The following is a 16,957-nucleotide window of genomic DNA, read 5'->3' on the forward strand; positions in this document are numbered from 1 at the left end:
ACCCGTCGGAATAATAATGCGCACGCCGCCGCGCATCGAGCCCGCGGCGGCGCACCGCGTCGTCAGGCGATGCGGAACCGCTGGTTCCCGCCGCCGTGGCAGTCCCAGATGACCAGCCGGGTGCCCGGCGCGGTGGCGTTGGCCGGCGCGTCCACGCACCGCTGCGACGCCGGGTTCATCAACGTCCCGTCGATGCGCTGCACCCACTGCTGGTTCGCGCCGCCGGTGCAGGTCCACAGCACGAGGGCCGCACCTTGGGCGGTGCTACCGGCGGTGACGTCGAGGCAGCCGCCGTTCGCCCGCATCGTCCCGTCCGCGTTCAGCGACCACTGCTGACCGGTGCACGGCGCCACCTGGATCACCGTGCCGACCGGCGCGACGCAGGTGTTGGCCGGGCCGGCCAGCACCCCGCTCAACGCCGGGCCGGGCGTGCCCGGCAGCCGGAAGCGCTGACTCGCCGCAGCCGTGCAGGCGGAGATCTGCAACCGGCTCCCGGTGGACACCGCGGCGCCAACCGTGTCGAGGCACATGTTCGAACGAGGATTGCGCAGGGTGCCGTCAGGCTGCTGCCGCCACTGCTGGCCGCCGGCGCCGTTGCAGTCCCACAGGATCACCGCCGTGCCGCTCGCGGTGCCGCTGCCGTAGACGTCGAGACACCTGCCGTAGGCGCGGACGGTGCCGTCGGCCACCTCGGTCCAGGCCTGGGGGGCGTTGTCCGTGCACTCCGCCAACTGCACCCGTACGCCACTGGTCGCGGTGCCGCCGGGCACCTCCAGACAGGTGCCCGCCGGCGCGGCGACGCTGCCTCGGCGGTGGAACGCTGACAGGTCGACGGCGTTCGCGAGCGCCTGCGCACCGGCCGCGTTGAAGTGCAGATGGTCGCCGGAGTCGAAGGCGGGAAGGATGCAGTTCGGCGACGCCGGGTTCCGCACGGCGGCGTGGAAATCCACCGTCGCCTCCACCATGCCCGTCGCGCGAATCCAGTCGTTGATCACAGCGATCTTGGTGTCCCAGGCGTCGTCCGGCTGCCCGCAACCTTTGTGCCGGGGCGTCACGGTGGCCAGCATGACCGACACGTTTGCCGCGTGCGCACGGTCCACCAGTTGCGTCAGCCCGTCGATCACCTGCTGGGCGGTAGCGTTGCGGGAGATGTCGTTGATGCCTTCCAGCAGCACCATGTGCGCCACCCGGCGCTGTTGCAGCACGTCGGTGTCGAAGCGGGCGAGCGCGGTGGGACTGCTGGCCCCGGCGGCCACGACGGTGTTGCCGCTGATACCCATGTTGACCACCGACAGCCGGCTGCCGGCCGCGGTGCGCTGCAGCCGGCGCGACAGGTGGTCGGGGTACCGCTGGTAGGCGGCTGCCAAGGCGTCGTTGCCGTCGGTCAACGAATCACCGAGCGTGACGACGGCGTTCTCCGCACTCGACGCCTGCACGTCGACGCCGTTGAGCCACCACACGGCGTTCTGGCGTTGCGGCAGACTCACCACGGCGGTGTCCCTGGTACGGTCACCGCCGCTGCCGTCGAAGGCGGAACAGTAACCCGGTGCCGCCATCTCGTGCTCGGAGATCGTGGTGACCGCGCCGGGCACGTACACACTGACCGCGACCTCCATACCGGCCGCCACACGCAGTGCCACCGTGTCGCTGGTGACCTCCGCGCCGGGGGCGAGCGTGACAGCGGCCTGCCCGCCGAAACGGACCGGCACCGCGGTTCCCGTGGCGCCGTCACCGCGGTGCGCCGCGGCGGTGACCGCACCGAACGTCACGGGGGCGGTGCCGCGGCTGTTCGACAGCCGGATGCGGACGGCCGAACCCATCAGTGTCATGCGGGCCACCTGCCGGCAGGTGAAGTTGGCGGCGGTCGTGGCGACCGTGCGGGCGGGTGCGGCGCCCCATCCGCTGACGAACGCCCCGGTCGCCGCGGCGGCCGGCGACGCCGGGACAGCGAGGGCGACCGCAGCCAGGCCGGTTGCTGTCGCGAGGACGGTCAGGCGTCGAAGATGGTGTGCCAACACATGCTCCATTCGCCGTACGACGAGTGACCCGCAGGAGGATTGCGATAGGACGTCAGATGTCCAATGTATAGGCACTGTAGAAAGCAGACAGAAGGTCGTCAATAGCCGGTATGGGCTGGGCGAGGAACGCAGGGGCGTGCCCTGACTCACCAGGCGGCGAACTGGGTGGCGCTGATGACGAAGGTCGGGGCACGAGCAGGCCGGGTCTTCTACCCACCGTCATCGACGATTCATGATCGCTCGCTAGCGTCGTCGCATGACTCGTCGAGTTCTGACCCTCGTCGCCGCGATCTGCGCGCTGCTGACCGTCGCGCCGTCCGTGGCGCAGGCGGACGGGCGGCACACGGTCCGTCCGCTGCCGCGCGCGCACGCCCACAACGACTACGAGCACGAGCGCCCGCTGGCCGACGCGCTGTCACACGGCTTCGCCAGCGTGGAGGCCGACATCTATCTGGTCGGCGGCGAGCTGCTGGTCGCCCACGACCCGGACGACGTCGTCCCCGGCCGTACCCTGCAGAGTCTCTATCTCGACCCGCTGGCGCAGCGGGTCCGCGCCAACCGCGGCCGCGTCTACCGCGGCAACAAGCTGCCGTTGCAGCTGCTGGTGGACATCAAGAACACCGGTGCGGCGACCTACACGCAGCTCGACTCGGTGCTGCGCCGGTACCGCAACATGCTGACCACCTACCGCAACGGCCGCGTCGTTCCCGGCGCCGTCACCGTCGTGATCAGCGGCGATCGGCCGCGAGAACTGATGAGCGGCCAGCGGGTCCGGTACGCGTTCTACGACGGCCGCAGCGCCGACCTGAACTCCGGCGCCCCGGCCACCTTCATCCCGCTGATCAGCGACAACTGGAACAACCTGTTCACCTGGCAGGGTGCCGGCCCGATGCCGGCCGCCGAGCGGGCGAAGCTGCGGAAGTTCGTGCGGGACGCGCACGCCGACCGGCAGCGGGTCCGTTTCTGGGCCACCCCGGACATCGCCGGCCCGCAACGCGAGGCCGTCTGGCGGGAACTGGTCGCGGCCCACGTCGATCACATCAACACCGACGACCTGGCCGGCCTGGAGTCGTTCCTGCGCCGCCCGGCGTACGCCCCCGCAGCCTGAACCGTCGCCGCCGGGCCCGCACGGGCCCGGCGGCAATCAACGATGCCGATCCGACCCGACGTCGTCACCCGGTTCGTCTCCCTCCGCCGCTTCCTGGCGAGCCTCCACCGCATAAACCTCGATCTCCACCTTCATCGCCGGGTCGAGCAACCCGGAAACCTGCACCAGGGTCGCTGCCGGCCTGACCTCGCCGAGCACCTCGTTATGAGCCCGCGCCACGAGCTCCGCATCCGCGATGTCGGTCACGTAGGTGACGGTGCGAACCACCGCGGCCATGCTCGACCCCGCCTTCCGCAGGGCGTCCTCGATGATCGCGAGCGCGGCACGTGCCTGCCGGTAGGCGTCCGCATCCTCCAGGTCCGGCGGTCGCGCTGTCGTTCCTGACACATGTATCTGGTCACCGACCCGTACCGCACGGCTGTACCCGTACACATCCTCGAACGGTCCGTCTGAAGAGATGTTGCGGCGCATCTGAACACCCCTGGCCGAGTTCCGGTACGACGCCGACGGCGTCGCCGCCGCGTCAGCTCGTTGCATCGCGTACGTCGTGTCCCTGCTCGGCGAACGCTTTGAAATCCTGCATATGTTGAAGCGACTGCTTGCGGAAGGTGCCGGGCATCACGAACCCCACCAGCCGCATCAGTACGCTGCTGAACCGGTACTCGTTCTCACTTTCCCACAGAGTCCGCTGCGGGCCGGCCTCGGTCAGCCGTTCGCGCGCAGCGCTCCACATGCCCCCGCCGACGATTTCGCGCTCGAAACGCACGACGGCACTACTCGGGATCTCGTGCAGGTCCACCGGTTCCCTGCGGGTGACGGTCTCGGTGGCCTCGAACTTCTGCCCGCCCATCTCCAGCACGACTCGCGACGTGGTGCCGACGTGCCCGTGTGCTCCACTGATCGGCTCGTGCAGCACCAGGCCCCGCAGCCAATGCGGAAGATGCACCGGATCCGCCAGCAGCTGGGCCACCCTCTCCCTCGGCTCGGCGATCTCTATCGAGACGGTGTACTTCATGGTGGAGCGCTCCACATCCTCGAACTCCTGCTGATCGGAGTCAACGCTCAGGACAGCATTGCGGCGTTCGAGAACGCAAGCGGCGGACTCCGCCGAATCCGGTCACGCGACGGTACTCAGGCCGGTGGTCGGAGCCGCGGGCGCTGGTTCACAGCGGCGACATCACCATTTTCACCTGTTGCGCCTCCGCCGCGTCGTCCACGTCGATCTGCAAAAGCCACCGGCCTGGGTGAAGCGCGACCTCGTCGCTGTCGTCGGCGTCACCGATGTCAAGCCTTCCCGAGGGAACCTCGAAGGGCAACTCATGCGCCAATCCCTCGACCCGCTGAGATGCCACTCGAACGTCGAGGGTGACCTCGGCCTCCCCCTTGTCGACAGCGCCGGGATGAACCACCAGAACGGCGACGTGCGCAGCCGTGGAGAGCACGGGGCCCTCGCCTTCGTGGAAGTCGATGTCGAAGTCCGCTTCGCAATCGGCATCACTGATGTAGATGGCACCCCAGTAGTACGGGCGGACCCGCCGTACGCGCTGATCTTCTGACATGACGCCGCACCTTATCCGCCTGATCTCGACCACGCGAGAACCAGATGCCGCAGGCCGGATCACAGCGTGCCGGACCGCTGCATGCGCTGGGGCGCGTCATGAAGCTTCCTGATGCGGTGGTGGCTCACCGAGGCGCCAGGCGTTTGTGGGTGCGGGCTGCGCGAGCCGCAGAAGCCACCGGCTCGTCCTCGTCGGGTACGCCCGGGTGGTGTATGGCGTGGCCGTGCCGTCGAAGGCTTCGATCATGGATCCGTCGACCAGGATGCGGGGTTGCACGACCGGCGAGGGCGCTAGGTCGAGCTCGGCGACCAGCTGTTTGTGCCCGTTGTCGACCAGCCACAGTGTCGCCTTCGTGCGTCTGGGTGCAGCTCCACGTCGTAGGCCGTGGCGGTGAAGGGCTGATCCGGGATGATCCGCAGCGTCTCGCGGCGCAGGCCGGCGAGTTCGGGCACCGGCTGCGACACCAGCGTGTCACCGAGCAGGGACAGCTCGCGGCAGAAGGTGAGCGCACCGGCCCAGCCGGCCGCGGTGATGTCTTGCGGTGTCCGGCCGTGCTCCCAGGACCATGCCCACAGCAGGGTCCGGCCGTCATGGCGCAGGATCTGCGGGGCGTAGAAGCACGGACCTCGGTCGAGTTCTGCCCCGCCGACGGGGGTGAGGCGTGGCCCCCGCGATCCGATCTCAAGATCGCCGACCAGGTATCTCACTCCGGCCAGGCGGTGCGTACCGTCGACCTGACGCCAGAGCGACAGGATCAAGATCCATCGGTCGCCGAGCCGGAACAGGTTGGGCATTCCCAGGTGTTCGCCGGCGCGATCTCGGCAGCGATCGCGTTGTCGCCCGCCAGCAGAGTCCCCCACTCGGTCCACGAGGACAGGTCGTCGCAGCCGTAGACGAGGATGCGCGGCATGCCATGGGTGTGGCCGGCGCCTTGGACGGCAAAGCGGCGGCCGTCGGCCTCGAAGACGAACGGGTCCCGCGTGTGACTGATGGCCGGGTCGCCCGGCACGCCGGCGGCGGGCTCCCGGCCCTGGTGCCAGCGCAGCATGTCCCGGTCGCTGCGGGCGAGCAGCACGACGGATCGGGCGCTGTCGTCGGCGACGGCACTGTAGACCGCGGTGGGCACGCCGGCATCGACGGTCACCGAGCCGCTCCAGCACCCGTACGCGTCAAGCTCGCCGGGCCGGTTCACCAAGGCGATCGGGTGCTGCTGCCAGTGGAGCAGATCCGCCGAGCTGACGTGCCCCCACGTGATCCCGCCGTGCACGGGCGCGTCCGGGTTGTACTGGAAGAACAGGTGGTAGCGGCCGCCGACGAACGAGCAGCCGTTCGGATCGTTCACCCATCCGTACGGGGGCCGGCCGTGCAGGCCCGGGAAGGCCGGATCCGGATGCGCGGCGTTCACCGAGCGCCTGCGCCGACGTCAGGGCTGCCGGCACGGTTCATGCCTGCACCGTAGCCCTTCGCGCGCACGGCGGGGCGCCGCACGGTTGACAGCCGAGCAGAGTGGGCAGAGGGTGTGAGTCAGGTCACGTGATCGACGCATCTCGTTCGACGGGGGCTGGTATGCACAGGTGGAGACGGGTGTTCCGGGGTACTGCCGTGGCCGCGGTCGTGGTTCTGACCGGTTCGGCGTGCCTCGCCGAACCCGGAGCCGGCCGCAACCGCGGCGCCGAGGACGACGTCGTCGAGGTGATGTACGGCTTCAGCGGCGACCAGTCGCAGAGCTTCCAGGACATCGTGCAGCCGTGGGCGGACCGGAACGGCATCAAGGTCCGGCTGTCCTCGACGCCGGACTTCGACAAGCTGATCCGCAGCCGGGTGGCCGGCAACAACCTGCCGGACGTCGCGATCTTCCCGCAGCCCGGCATCACGCTGGACATCGCGCTGTCCGGCCGGCTGATCGACCTCAACACCGTCGTCGACACCAACCGGTACAACAAGAACAACATGTACCTGTTCGACGCGGCCAGCGACGCCGAGGGCAAGGTCTGGGCGATCCCGATGTCCACCAGCGTCAAGAGCCTGGTGTGGTACCCGAAGAAGGCGTTCGAAGCCAAGGGGTACACGGTCCCGAAGACGCAGCAGGAGCTGCTCGCGCTGACCGACCGGATCAGGGCGGACGGCACGCCACCGTGGTGCGTCGGGATCGAGAGTCAGGCCGCGACCGGCTGGCCGGCCACCGACTGGGTGGAGGACTACGTCCTGCGGTTCGGCGGCGCTGCCAAGTACAAGCAGTGGACCAGCCACCAGATCCCGTTCAACGACGTGGTGATCCAGCAGGCCGTCGACGAGATCGGCAAGATCTGGTTCACCGAGGGCAACGTGCTCGGTGGCCCCCGGTCGATCGCCAGCACCAACTTCGCCACGGCCGGCAACCCGATGTTCGAGAACCCGGCGAAGTGCTTCCTGCACCGCCAGGCCAGCTTCCTGGCCCAGCCGGGCAACTTCCCGGACCCGATCGTGCAGAACATCGACACCGAGGCCGGCGTGTTCCCGCTGCCGCCGGTGCAGGCGGGCGACGGCCAGCCGGTGCTCGGCGCCGGCGACCTGGCCGGGTTGTTCAACGAGAACCCGGACACCGTGCGGGTACTGGAGTTCATCACCAGCAAGGAGTTCGGCAACCAGCTGGCGCCCGAGGGCGGCTTCATCTCCCCGTGGAAGGACTTCGACGTGTCGAAGTACCCGAACGAGACGATGCGCACCATCGCCGAGATCGCCTACTCCGCCACCGAGGCGGTGTTCGACGGCTCGGACACCATGCCCGGCGAGGTGGGTTCGGGCAGTTTCTGGCGCGGGATGGTGACCTGGGTGACCGGCCAGGAGAACACCGCCACGGTTCTGCGGGACATCGACGAGAGCTGGCCGGACTACTAGGAGCTGATCGGTGATGACCGCGAAAGTGATGACCGCGCTGATCTCGATCGTCGCCGGGGTGGGCGGCGCGCTACTGCTCTACTACCTGCTCAACAAGCTCGCCGAGCGGTTGCCGCGGCCGTGGGAGGACCGGATCAAACCGTACCTCTACATCCTGCCCGCGGTGGCGGCGATCGGGTTGTTCCTGATCTATCCGGCGTATCAGACCATCGTCTACAGCTTCGCCAACCGGACCTCCACCGAGTGGGTCGGTCTCGACAACTATCGGCGGCTGCTGACCTCGGAGGCGTTCCTGCAGACGCTGTTCAACACGCTGCTGTGGATCGTCATCGTGCCGACCGCCACGGTGATCCTGGGTCTGGCGGTGGCGGTGCTGGCCGACCGGCTGCGGCCGCGCGGCGAGAAGCTGACCAAGACGATCATCTTCCTGCCGATGGCGATCAGCATGGTGGGTGCGGCCACGATCTGGCGCTTCGTGTACGAGGCCCGCCCGGCCGGCCAACCGCAGATCGGGCTGCAGAACGCGATCGTCACGGCGCTGGGCTTCGATCCGGTGGTCTGGCTTCAGCAGGAACGTTTCCATCTGAACAGCTTCTGGCTCATGATCATTTTGATCTGGGCGCAGGTCGGCTTCTCCATGGTGCTGCTGTCCGCGGCGGTCAAGGGGGTGCCGACCGAGACACTGGAAGCCGCCCGGATCGACGGCGCCACCGAGCGGCAGGCGTTCTTCCGGGTGGTCGTACCGCAGATCTGGCCCACCGTCACGGTCGTGTTCATCACCGTGCTGATCGGCGTGATGAAGGTCTTCGACGTGGTGTACGTGATGACCAACGGCAACTTCAACACCAACGTGATCGGGCTGGAGTTCTACAACCAGCTGTTCACCAACGGCAACGCCGGCTTCGCCGCGGCGATCGTCGTCATGCTGATGGTGGCGATCGTCCCGGTCATGATCTACCAGGTCCGCCAGTTCCGGGCACAGGAGGCAGCACGATGACCGCCGTCAGCCAAGGGCCGCCGCCGACCCCGACGCCCGATCCGGTCACCGACCGCAAGACCACGGGCGGCCGTCGCCGCAAACTCGCCGGAGTGGGCGAGAACGCCGGCAAGGCCAACTGGATCGTCAAGGCGGTCCTGCTGATCGTCTGCGTCCTGTGGATCGTGCCGGTGATCGGCTTGTTCATCACCTCGGTCCGGGAACCGGACGCCGCCAACGCCACCGGCTGGTGGACGGTGCTGAAATCACCCCTCGACGCCACCCAGTGGACGCTGGCGAACTACGCCGAGGTGGCCACCGAGAGCAACATGTTCCGGGCCTTCGTCAACAGCATCGCGATCACGTTGCCGGCCACTCTCATCCCGATCCTGATCGCCGCGTTCGCCGCCTACGCGTTCACCTTCATGCGGTTCAAGGGCCGCGACGTGCTGTTCATCATCATCGTCAGTCTGCTCGTCGTACCCAATCAGGTGGCCCTGGTGCCGCTGCTGCAGCTGTACGGGCAGTTCGGTCTCAACGGCACCTTCCCGTCCGTCTGGCTGGCGCACATCGGGTTCGGCATGCCGCTGGCCATCTTCATCCTGCGCAACTACATGGCCACCCTGCCCAAGGAGCTGATCGAGTCGGCCAAGATGGACGGCGCCTCGCACTTCACCACGTTCTGGCGGCTGATCATCCCGGTGTCGGTGCCGGCGCTCGCCTCGTTCGCGATCTTCCAGTTCCTCTGGGTGTGGAACGACCTGCTGGTGGCCCTGATCTTCCTCGGCCCCGGCGAGAACGAGCCGATGACGGTCAACCTGGCCGGCCTGATCGGACAGCAGGGTCAGGGCTGGCAGCTGATCACCGCGGGCGGCTTCTTCACGATGATCGTACCGTTGATCGTCTTCCTGTCCCTGCAACGCTTCTTCATCCGCGGCATGGTGGCGGGCTCGGTCAAGGGCTGAGCCGCTCCGCCGGCGCCTTCTCGGCCCACAGCCGCAGCCCGGCGACGGCCCGGTCGTTGAAGGGCTCGAACCAGTCGTCGCCGTCGGCAGCGAGCGCCCGGACGGTCTCCTCGGCGAGGTGGCAGGTGACGGTGCCGCCGGCGGGGTCGTCGACGCAGGCCAGCTCGTCGAGCCGGGTGTCGCCGGTGCGGGCGATGATGACAAGGCCGGAGTAGCCCGCCGATCAGTCCTTGCGTTCGGCGGCACGCCGTCGGGCGAGGGCCACGATGTGGGCGCCGACGCTGCCGGGGTCGGCGTGGGGGCACGCGATGACGGCGTCCACGTCGCCGCGTTCGGCGTGTCCGTACGCGCGGATCAGGCGTGCACTCCAATGACCGTCCGGCCAAGCACCGGGCTTCCACCGCCCGGAGGCCAGCTGCTCGGCGCGGGCCTGCGCCGCGCGTTCCCGGTCCGCTTCGGCGGCGGCGAGCATCGCGTCGGTGTCACCGAGCCAGGTCCGCATGCGCGGCAGATTTGCCGCCAGCCAGGTCCGCACGATGCCGGCGGCACGGTCCGCGTCGGCCTCCGTGGACAGCTCAAACGTGTGGTCGGGAAGGTCCGCGGTGTCGTCGGTCGCTGTCAGGCGATGGTTCCAGACGCCGTGGTGCGGCATGGCGTCACGGCGCGGATCGCCGTCGCCGACGAAATAGTCCAGATGCGGGGCGAGCAGGACCCCGACGTTGATGAAGAAAGCCACCTCCCCCTCCATCCCGGCGGTGCGCTGGATGTCGAGGGCGATGCCGTTGCCGCCGGCGTCGAAACAGCGGAAGACCGGGCCGCGGCGGACGAACCCGGCGGGTTTCAGGGAGGCGTCGAGGAGCCCGACGAACCGGCGTAGCAAGGCGTTCACGAACCGGAACGGTACCGTCCCATGCCCGGCTCATCTGGGCGTCCGCTGTGGGCGGGCGGCACGGCAGTACATTGGCCTCACGTGACGGCACGAGGAGGCAGCGATGTCGCCCAGCTTCGTACGGCCCGGGAGCGAACCTGTCCACAAGGTCTCCCGGCGCACGGATCGGTCCGAGGTCGAGGCCGACGCTGTCGCGCGGGGGCTTTCGGCGCGCGGCATGCCGGGTTCGATGCCGCCGGACGGTGTGCTGTCCAAGGCGGCTCGGGCGTGGGCGGAGCCTGCCTTCGGGTTCGACTTCAGCCGGGTGCGGCTGCGTTCGGATCCGCCGGCGGCGGAGTTCACTCGTGGTGTCGGCGCCCGGGCCGTCACCACCGGTACGGACATTCTGTGGGATCGTGGCCGGCCGGGGCCGGGGCGGTCGGTGCTGGCACATGAGCTGGCGCATGTGGTTCAGCAGGCCACGACGGTTCCCCGGGTGGTGGCGGGTCGGACCCTGAGCCCGGCGCCGGGACTTGTCCAGCGTCAGGCGGTTCCGGACGACGAGCGGGTGCGGCGGGAGGTCGAGGCCGCCGCCGCGCCGATCAACACCAGGGAGATCGAGGCGGACTGGGCCGAGATCCGTGCGCTGGCGCAGAGCGACGTGACCCGCCGGTGGGTCACTGTGGGTGACTCGGTCATCAGCCTGCTCCGGGAGCATGCGGCGCTGGCCGCGGACGCGTTTCGCGCCGGCGACGATGAACTGTGGTCGAAGATGAAGACGATCATCGAGGGCGAGATGATCGCCTGGGGTTTCGTCGCCTGGCATGTCGTCGTCGGCGCCCAACTGGACTCCCTGGCACCGGACATGGCCGACCTGATCACGTCGTTCGACGCGGACGAGACGCAGTACACGGGACGCGAGAAGGCCGAGGAGATCGTTCGTGGCCTCTTCGAACTCGCCACGGTGTTCCCGATTCAGGGCGATGCCGCGCTGGCCCGGCTGACGCACTTCCGGGTGGCGCTCGACATCGGCTCCGGGCGTTCTCAGCTGTTGCAGGTCACGAGCGCTGTCAATCCGTCCTCTCTCCAGTTCTTCATCGCCGAATCCCTCGAACTCGCGACGGTCTCCGAGGAGATCAAAGTCGGTGTCGGCGCAACGGGCGAGTTCCTTTCCAAGGCCTTCGCGGAAGGGCTCGAAACGGCGGTAACGCTGTACCTGGAACACCGGCCCGCCGGGCGCGGCGGCAGGGGGCAGCCGAAGGTCGGACCGAAGCAGGCGGGTAAAGGTCCGTCGGGCAAGGGTAAGGGCGGCCAGCAGGATCGGAAGAAGTTCGACAAGGGAAAGAACAAGAACAAGGACAAGAACAAGGGAAAGGACAACGACCAAAAACGACGGAAACCGTGGTGGTGGAACATCAGCAAGTCGCGCTCCACGGTCATTGACTCCGGAGGCATACCGGGCACCCTCGACACCCGATCACCGATCGGGTCGAAAGCGCCGCTGCACGGCCATCACGTCTGGCCCGAGTACGCCGGTGGTCACTCGAAACAGCCGCTGATGTCGGTCCGCGACACGGTGCACCTGGGCGAACTGCATCGCATGCTGGACGGGTTCATCAAGGTGGCGTCCAGCGGTCTCGGCTACCCCGCGACTCGAACGGGCGGCAACTACGAGTTCATCCGGGAGATGCGGCGCAACCCGGCGAAACGCGCCGCGTTCGCCGGGTCCCTGCTCGGCTTCTACCGGGCGCTCGACCTGAGGACGGACCCGCCGATCCCGGTTGCGGCCTACGCCCGCGGTGTCACCTACGCTGCCGCCAGGATCTAGCGTGCACAGGTCGTGGACGATCACCGTGCTACGGCACGAGCAGCCGGACGACGCGATATGGGATCGGGTGCGGCAGCTGGAGGGTTCGTGGCCGGCCACGGCGGACTTCATGATCCAGGTGACGTTCGATGACGAGGATCGCGAGCACCGGGAGCGGCTGCTCGGTGCGACGGGCGCGGCCTTCCACCTGACGAACACCGTGTCGTACGACGCCGCGGACCACGCCGCAGCGGACTTCGTGGAGCTTCTCGGTGTGGACGGATCGGCGCCGGACGGCGTGGTCGTCAACGAGGACGAGGCTTTCGCGGCACCGCGCCCGTGCCCGGTCTGCGGTTTCTGCGACGCCCTCGACGCGGCGGTGTCCGGGCCGGTCCTGGTGGACGAAACCGCTGCCGACGCCGCCGGCGAGGCCGTGCATCTGCCCAACGGCCACCTGCTGGTGAACCGTCGTCTCGCCGGGTTGCTGACGGAGGCGGCGGCGGGCGACGTCCGGCTGCATCCGGTGCTGGACGCCGATTCGGGCCGCCGTTCAGCGCGTTGGTCGAGGCTGACCACGCGTTGGACGATGCTGGTGCCCTGCCCGGAGCACAGTGCGATGGGCGGCGGGTACTTCTGCTTCCGGTGCGGCACCGGCCACGGGGACATCGTGGGCCCGGTGACGATGCGTGCGGACGTGGTCGGCGGGCATCAGGTGTTGTCACGCCATCCGGGCGGCGGCGCGATGCTGTACGTCGGCCGTCGCGTCCACGATCTGCTGCTCGGCGCGAACCCGGCCGGGGTGACCTACGGCGACGTTCTGATGCTCTGCCGCCATTGAGGTGGATCCCCTGCGGGACGTACCCCTATCGATCGGATCAACGACAACGCAGGCTTTCTGCCCGGCTATGTCCCCGCCGGGCCGCCCCCGTCGATGGAACCAGCAGCGACCACACCGCTACTCTCGGCCATTACCCACGGGATCCCTTCGCCATGGAGGGAACGAGATGGCTCTCGCCGGTTCTCCCATACTCGACAGCAGCTGGTCGTTGACGTTGCTTGGCGGCTGGCAGCTCACTCACGACCAGACGTGCGCCGTCGTCAACAGCCGGGAACGCCGGGTCCTGAGCCTGCTGGCGCTGCGCGGGGAACACCCGCGCAGCGGCCTGGCCCGTACCCTGTGGCCGGACAGCGTGGAGAGCAAGGCGTACGGCAATCTGCGCGCCGCCGTCTGGCGCATCCAGCGTCTGCACTGGGGACTGCTGGCCGAAGGGCACGGCACGCTGCTGCTGGCCCCGCACATCCAGGTCGACGTGCACGAGTTACGGGCTGTCTCGGACCGGCTTCGCGAGGGCAGTTACGCCCCGGCGCGGCTGCTGCGGATGCTCAGCCAGGACGAGCTGCTGCCGGCCTGGGACGAGGACTGGGTGACCGAGGAACGTGCCCTGCTGCACCAACTGCGCCTGCGCGCCCTGGAGGATCTCGCCCACCGGCTGCTGCACCGCCGCGACAGTGACGGCGCCCTGCAGGCCGCCATGCGGGCGGTCACCATCGACCCGCTCCGGGAGAGCGCCCACCGCGCGCTGATCGAGGTGCACCTGGCCGACGGCAACCACGCGGAGGCCGAGCGGGTCTACCGATCGTTCCGCAAACGACTGCGTGACGAACTCGGCGTGTGTGTCTCCCGGCAGATGGTCGACCTCGTGCAGTCGATGCGGCGCGGCGGGACTCCGGCGCCGGCGCACGGACTGGGGCCGATAACGCCCCAGTCCGTGCCGGGATAACGCGCGGATAACGGCACGGTACGCCGGTGCTTCCTACGGTGGGGTCCACAACCGCCGGAAGGGAGGTTCGCGGTGGTCAGCAAGAGAGAGAGCAACGGTGACCCGCCGCCGACCCCGGAACACGGGCAGACGCCGGATCCGCCCGATCAGCCGGAGCCCACCGGCCCGGCCCGGGTCGAGGAACTCCTGGAGGCGTTGCGGGATCAGCAGCACACGCTGGAAATCGAGATCCGGCACGGCAAGGCCTCCCTGGGTAGCCGGGAAAGCCGGCAGACCGCGGTGAACAAGCAGCTCAACGATCTGAAGAAGGCCGCGGGCGAGCTCGGGAAGTCACGCGGTGACGCCGGCGCGCAGCTCGCCGCGGCCGACACGGCGTTGCAGGCCGCGAAACCGTTCGTGGAGCAGCTCGACGGCGAGATCACCGATTGGGTCCGCGCCGGGCTGACGGCGATCGATCAGGAGATCGACGACGCGGCCGCGGCGGCCGGGCAGGAGTCGGCCAAGCTGGATCAGCTCACCGCGGAACGTGACCGGCTCAAGCTGGGCCTCCCGGTGAAACAGGCACGGTACGACCGGGCCGGCGCCACCCTGACCGGCCTGCCCACGGCGTTGAAGGCCGAGGGCGCCGTCCTCAAGGCGCATCTGGGCGATCTGGCGTCGGCCGTCGCGGCCGGGCAGGCGCAGCGCGCGCTCGTGTTCTACGAGGAGGCGTCGCAGAGCAGGCAACGGCTGGGGAAGCTGCATGACCCCGCCCGCGAGGCGCAGTACGTCACCGACCTCCAGGACGCGGAGAACGAACTCACCGACGCCACCGACGCGCTGGCCGCCGCCGAGTTGACGGTCGCCGACCAGCGGCTTGCCGTGACCGGCCGGGCCGCTCACCTCAAGAAACTCCAGGACGACCGGGTGGCCGGTGTCAAGCGGCTCGAATCCGAGGCGCCAGCCGCATCCCCCGCGTCAGGAGGGTGAACCCATGCCGAACGAACTGAGTTTCCCCGGCGTCTACATCGAGGAGATCCCGAGCGGGGTACGCACGATCACCGGCGTGGCCACGTCGATCGCGGCGTTCGCCGGGTGGGCGCCCCGCGGTCCGGTCGACCAGGCCGGGCACATCTTCTCCTGGGGTGACTACGACCGGCTCTTCGGCGGGCTGAACCGGGACAGCTGGATGAGTTACGCCGTCTCGCACTTCTTCGCCGGTGGTGGCCGCGAGGCGTACATCATCCGGATCGCCGATGCGACGGATCCGGCCTCGGTCGCCGTCGGTGATCTCACGCTGACCGCGACCGGCCCCGGCTCCTGGGCCGAGGAGTACGGCGTGGACGTCGAGGTGGTCGGTGACAGCGGACGGTTCGGGCTGACCGTCTTCCGGCTCGGCGGCGACGGGGACCGGCTGGTGGCAGAGGTCTTCCAGAACCTGTCGCTGGACCCGCTGGACCAGAGGTTCGTGCGGAGCGTCGTCAACGAGGAGTCCGAGATCGTCAACGCCGACGTGGCCGAAGGCGGCGGCGACATCGAGTCCACCGCCGGCGCGATGCTCACCGGCGGCGACGACGGCACGATCCTCAAACCGGGCGACGCCGAGTTCTGGGCCGGGGTGCTGCCCGCCGACGCCGACGACGACGGACGGCTCGGCGGCATCAACCACCTCGACCGGGTGGACCTGTGGAACCTGCTCTGCGTGCCCGGGCTCACCGACACCGAGAACCTGGCGACGCTCGCCACGTTCTGCCGGGATCGGCGTGGTTTCCTCATCGCCGACGGAGAGGACACCCTCAACGAGGCGACCGTGCAGCCGGTCGGCGGCGGCGACGGCATCAACGCAGCCCTGTACTACCCGTGGGTGCGTCTCGCCGACCCGTTGCAGCAGGGGCGGCTGCGCGCTTTCCCGCCGAGCGGCCTGATCGCCGGCGTCTACGCGAAGACCGACACGCTGCGGGGCGTGTGGAAGGCGCCCGCCGGGATCGACGCCTCGCTCACCGGTGTCCGGTCGCTGACCAACGCGCTCACCGATCCCGAGTCGGGCGGGCTCAACAAGCGGGCCGTCAACGCGCTGCGGATCTTCCCGGTCTACGGCCCGGTGGTGTGGGGCGCACGGACCTGCCGCGGCAACGACGTGATCGGCTCGGAGTGGAAATACGTGCCGATCCGCCGTACCGCCCTGTTCATCGAGGAGACCCTGCGCCGCAGCCTCACCTGGGTGGTGTTCGAACCGAACGACGAACCGCTGTGGGCGCAGATTCGGCTCAACGTGGGCGCCTTCCTGCACGACCAGTTCCGTAAGGGCGCGTTCCAAGGCACCTCGCCGCGGGAGGCGTACTTCGTCAAGTGCGACCGGGAGACGACCACCCAGAACGACCGCAACCTGGGGATCGTCAACATCGTCATCGGGTTCGCCCCGCTCAAGCCGGTCGAGTTCGTGGTGCTCCGGCTGCAGCAGATGACCGGCCAGGTCGAGGTCTGAGGAGGCGTTCGATGGCTCAGTTCAACGTCAACGTCCACCGCTTCGACCCGTACCAGAATTTCAAGTTCCGGGTGCGGTGGGACGGCCGTGACGTCGCCGGGATCAGCAAGGTCAGCGCCCTCAAGCGCACCATCGAGGTGGTCGAGCATCGCGAGGGCGGCGACCCGAGCACGAGCCGGCGCTCACCGGGCCGGGTGACGTACGAGGCCATCACCCTCGAACGTGGTGTCACCCATGATCTCGAGTTCGAGCAGTGGGCCAACAAGGTCTGGACCTACGGCAACGGCCTCGGGCAGGAGATGTCGCTCAAGGACTTCCGCCGCGACATCCTCATCGACCTCTACAACGAGGCCGGGCAGGTGGTGAAGACCTACAAGGTGTACCGGTGCTGGGTCTCGGAGTTCCAGACGCTGCCCGACCTCGACGCCAACGCCAACGCCGTGGCGATCGAGACGATCAAGCTGGAGAACGAGGGCTGGGAACGCGACATCGAGGTACCCGAACCGTCCGAACCGACCCTGAGCACGTGACGGC

Annotated in this window: 15 protein-coding genes and 2 pseudogenes; 11 read left to right on the forward strand and 6 right to left on the reverse strand. The window is 68.8% G+C overall.

Translation table 11 applies throughout. From position 1 onward, the window contains the following. Window positions 1-62 precede the first annotated feature (62 nt). Window positions 63-2,015 (reverse strand): ricin-type beta-trefoil lectin domain protein, encoded by a 1,953-nt coding sequence (locus LPA41_RS13855; RefSeq protein WP_229070758.1) that lies wholly within the window; start codon window positions 2,013-2,015, stop codon window positions 63-65. A 259-nt stretch (window positions 2,016-2,274) separates the two neighbouring features. Between LPA41_RS13855 and LPA41_RS13860 the strand changes: the two genes are divergently transcribed. After that, window positions 2,275-3,126 carry a phosphatidylinositol-specific phospholipase C/glycerophosphodiester phosphodiesterase family protein gene (locus LPA41_RS13860; RefSeq protein WP_229070760.1) on the forward strand — a complete coding sequence of 284 codons (852 nt, stop codon included), beginning with the start codon at window positions 2,275-2,277 and terminating at the stop codon, window positions 3,124-3,126. A 36-nt stretch (window positions 3,127-3,162) separates the two neighbouring features. Here the strand turns inward: LPA41_RS13860 and LPA41_RS13865 are convergent, their stop codons facing one another. The 4 genes and pseudogenes from LPA41_RS13865 to LPA41_RS43260 all read right to left on the reverse strand — a co-directional run bounded on the left by LPA41_RS13865 (window position 3,163) and on the right by LPA41_RS43260 (window position 6,090). Beyond that, the gene (locus LPA41_RS13865; protein WP_229070762.1) at window positions 3,163-3,597 is read right to left on the reverse strand and encodes a RidA family protein; all 435 of its coding nucleotides are present in this window, start codon (window positions 3,595-3,597) and stop codon (window positions 3,163-3,165) included. A 52-nt stretch (window positions 3,598-3,649) separates the two neighbouring features. Beyond that, entirely contained in the window at window positions 3,650-4,141 is a 492-nt protein-coding gene (locus LPA41_RS13870) for an SRPBCC family protein (RefSeq protein WP_229070764.1), read from the reverse strand. A gap of 148 nt (window positions 4,142-4,289) precedes the next feature. After that, entirely contained in the window at window positions 4,290-4,685 is a 396-nt protein-coding gene (locus LPA41_RS13875) for a hypothetical protein (protein ID WP_229070766.1), read from the reverse strand. Between the two features lie 290 nt (window positions 4,686-4,975). Beyond that, window positions 4,976-6,090: pseudogene (locus LPA41_RS43260) on the reverse strand (glycoside hydrolase family 32 protein). A gap of 179 nt (window positions 6,091-6,269) precedes the next feature. On the opposite strand from LPA41_RS43260, the gene LPA41_RS13890 reads away from it, so the two are divergent. Genes LPA41_RS13890 through LPA41_RS13900 form a run of 3 tightly spaced genes read left to right on the forward strand, consistent with a single transcriptional unit; the run spans window position 6,270 to window position 9,503 of the window. Further along, window positions 6,270-7,562, forward strand: coding sequence for an ABC transporter substrate-binding protein (locus LPA41_RS13890; RefSeq protein ID WP_229070769.1), 1,293 nt, complete (start codon window positions 6,270-6,272; stop codon window positions 7,560-7,562). A gap of 13 nt (window positions 7,563-7,575) precedes the next feature. After that, complete coding sequence (locus LPA41_RS13895; protein WP_229070770.1) at window positions 7,576-8,559, forward strand: carbohydrate ABC transporter permease; 984 nt, start codon at window positions 7,576-7,578, stop codon at window positions 8,557-8,559. Then, on the forward strand, window positions 8,556-9,503 hold the full coding sequence (locus LPA41_RS13900) for a carbohydrate ABC transporter permease (protein WP_229070771.1): 948 nt from the start codon (window positions 8,556-8,558) through the stop codon (window positions 9,501-9,503). The genes LPA41_RS13895 and LPA41_RS13900 overlap by 4 nt, the downstream gene beginning before the upstream one ends. A gap of 223 nt (window positions 9,504-9,726) precedes the next feature. On the opposite strand, the gene LPA41_RS13905 is transcribed toward LPA41_RS13900, so the two are convergent. Next, window positions 9,727-10,392, reverse strand: a complete 666-nt coding sequence (locus LPA41_RS13905; protein WP_229070772.1) for a DUF4304 domain-containing protein — start codon at window positions 10,390-10,392, stop codon at window positions 9,727-9,729. A 229-nt stretch (window positions 10,393-10,621) separates the two neighbouring features. Between LPA41_RS13905 and LPA41_RS43265 the strand changes: the two are divergent. From LPA41_RS43265 to LPA41_RS13935, 7 genes and pseudogenes are all read left to right on the forward strand, one after another. Further along, a pseudogene (locus LPA41_RS43265) lies at window positions 10,622-10,843 on the forward strand (DUF4157 domain-containing protein); the annotation flags it as partial. 96 nt (window positions 10,844-10,939) lie between these two features. After that, on the forward strand, window positions 10,940-12,199 hold the full coding sequence (locus tag LPA41_RS13910; RefSeq protein WP_229070773.1) for a hypothetical protein: 1,260 nt from the start codon (window positions 10,940-10,942) through the stop codon (window positions 12,197-12,199). 1 nt (window position 12,200) lies between these two features. Then, a complete protein-coding gene (locus LPA41_RS13915) occupies window positions 12,201-13,016 on the forward strand; it encodes a hypothetical protein (RefSeq protein ID WP_229070774.1) in 816 nt (271 codons plus the stop codon). 208 nt (window positions 13,017-13,224) lie between these two features. Continuing rightward, entirely contained in the window at window positions 13,225-13,959 is a 735-nt protein-coding gene (locus LPA41_RS13920) for a BTAD domain-containing putative transcriptional regulator (RefSeq protein WP_229070775.1), read from the forward strand. 72 nt (window positions 13,960-14,031) lie between these two features. Beyond that, window positions 14,032-14,928 carry a hypothetical protein gene (locus LPA41_RS13925; RefSeq protein ID WP_229070776.1) on the forward strand — a complete coding sequence of 299 codons (897 nt, stop codon included), beginning with the start codon at window positions 14,032-14,034 and terminating at the stop codon, window positions 14,926-14,928. A gap of 4 nt (window positions 14,929-14,932) precedes the next feature. After that, window positions 14,933-16,423 (forward strand): phage tail sheath C-terminal domain-containing protein, encoded by a 1,491-nt coding sequence (locus tag LPA41_RS13930; RefSeq protein WP_229070777.1) that lies wholly within the window; start codon window positions 14,933-14,935, stop codon window positions 16,421-16,423. An 11-nt stretch (window positions 16,424-16,434) separates the two neighbouring features. Further along, a complete protein-coding gene (locus tag LPA41_RS13935; RefSeq protein WP_229070778.1) occupies window positions 16,435-16,953 on the forward strand; it encodes a phage tail protein in 519 nt (172 codons plus the stop codon). The last annotated feature ends 4 nt before the right edge of the window (window positions 16,954-16,957 follow it).

The sequence above is a fragment of the Actinoplanes sp. DH11 genome (assembly GCF_020873875.1).
GTDB lineage: Bacteria > Actinomycetota > Actinomycetes > Mycobacteriales > Micromonosporaceae > Actinoplanes.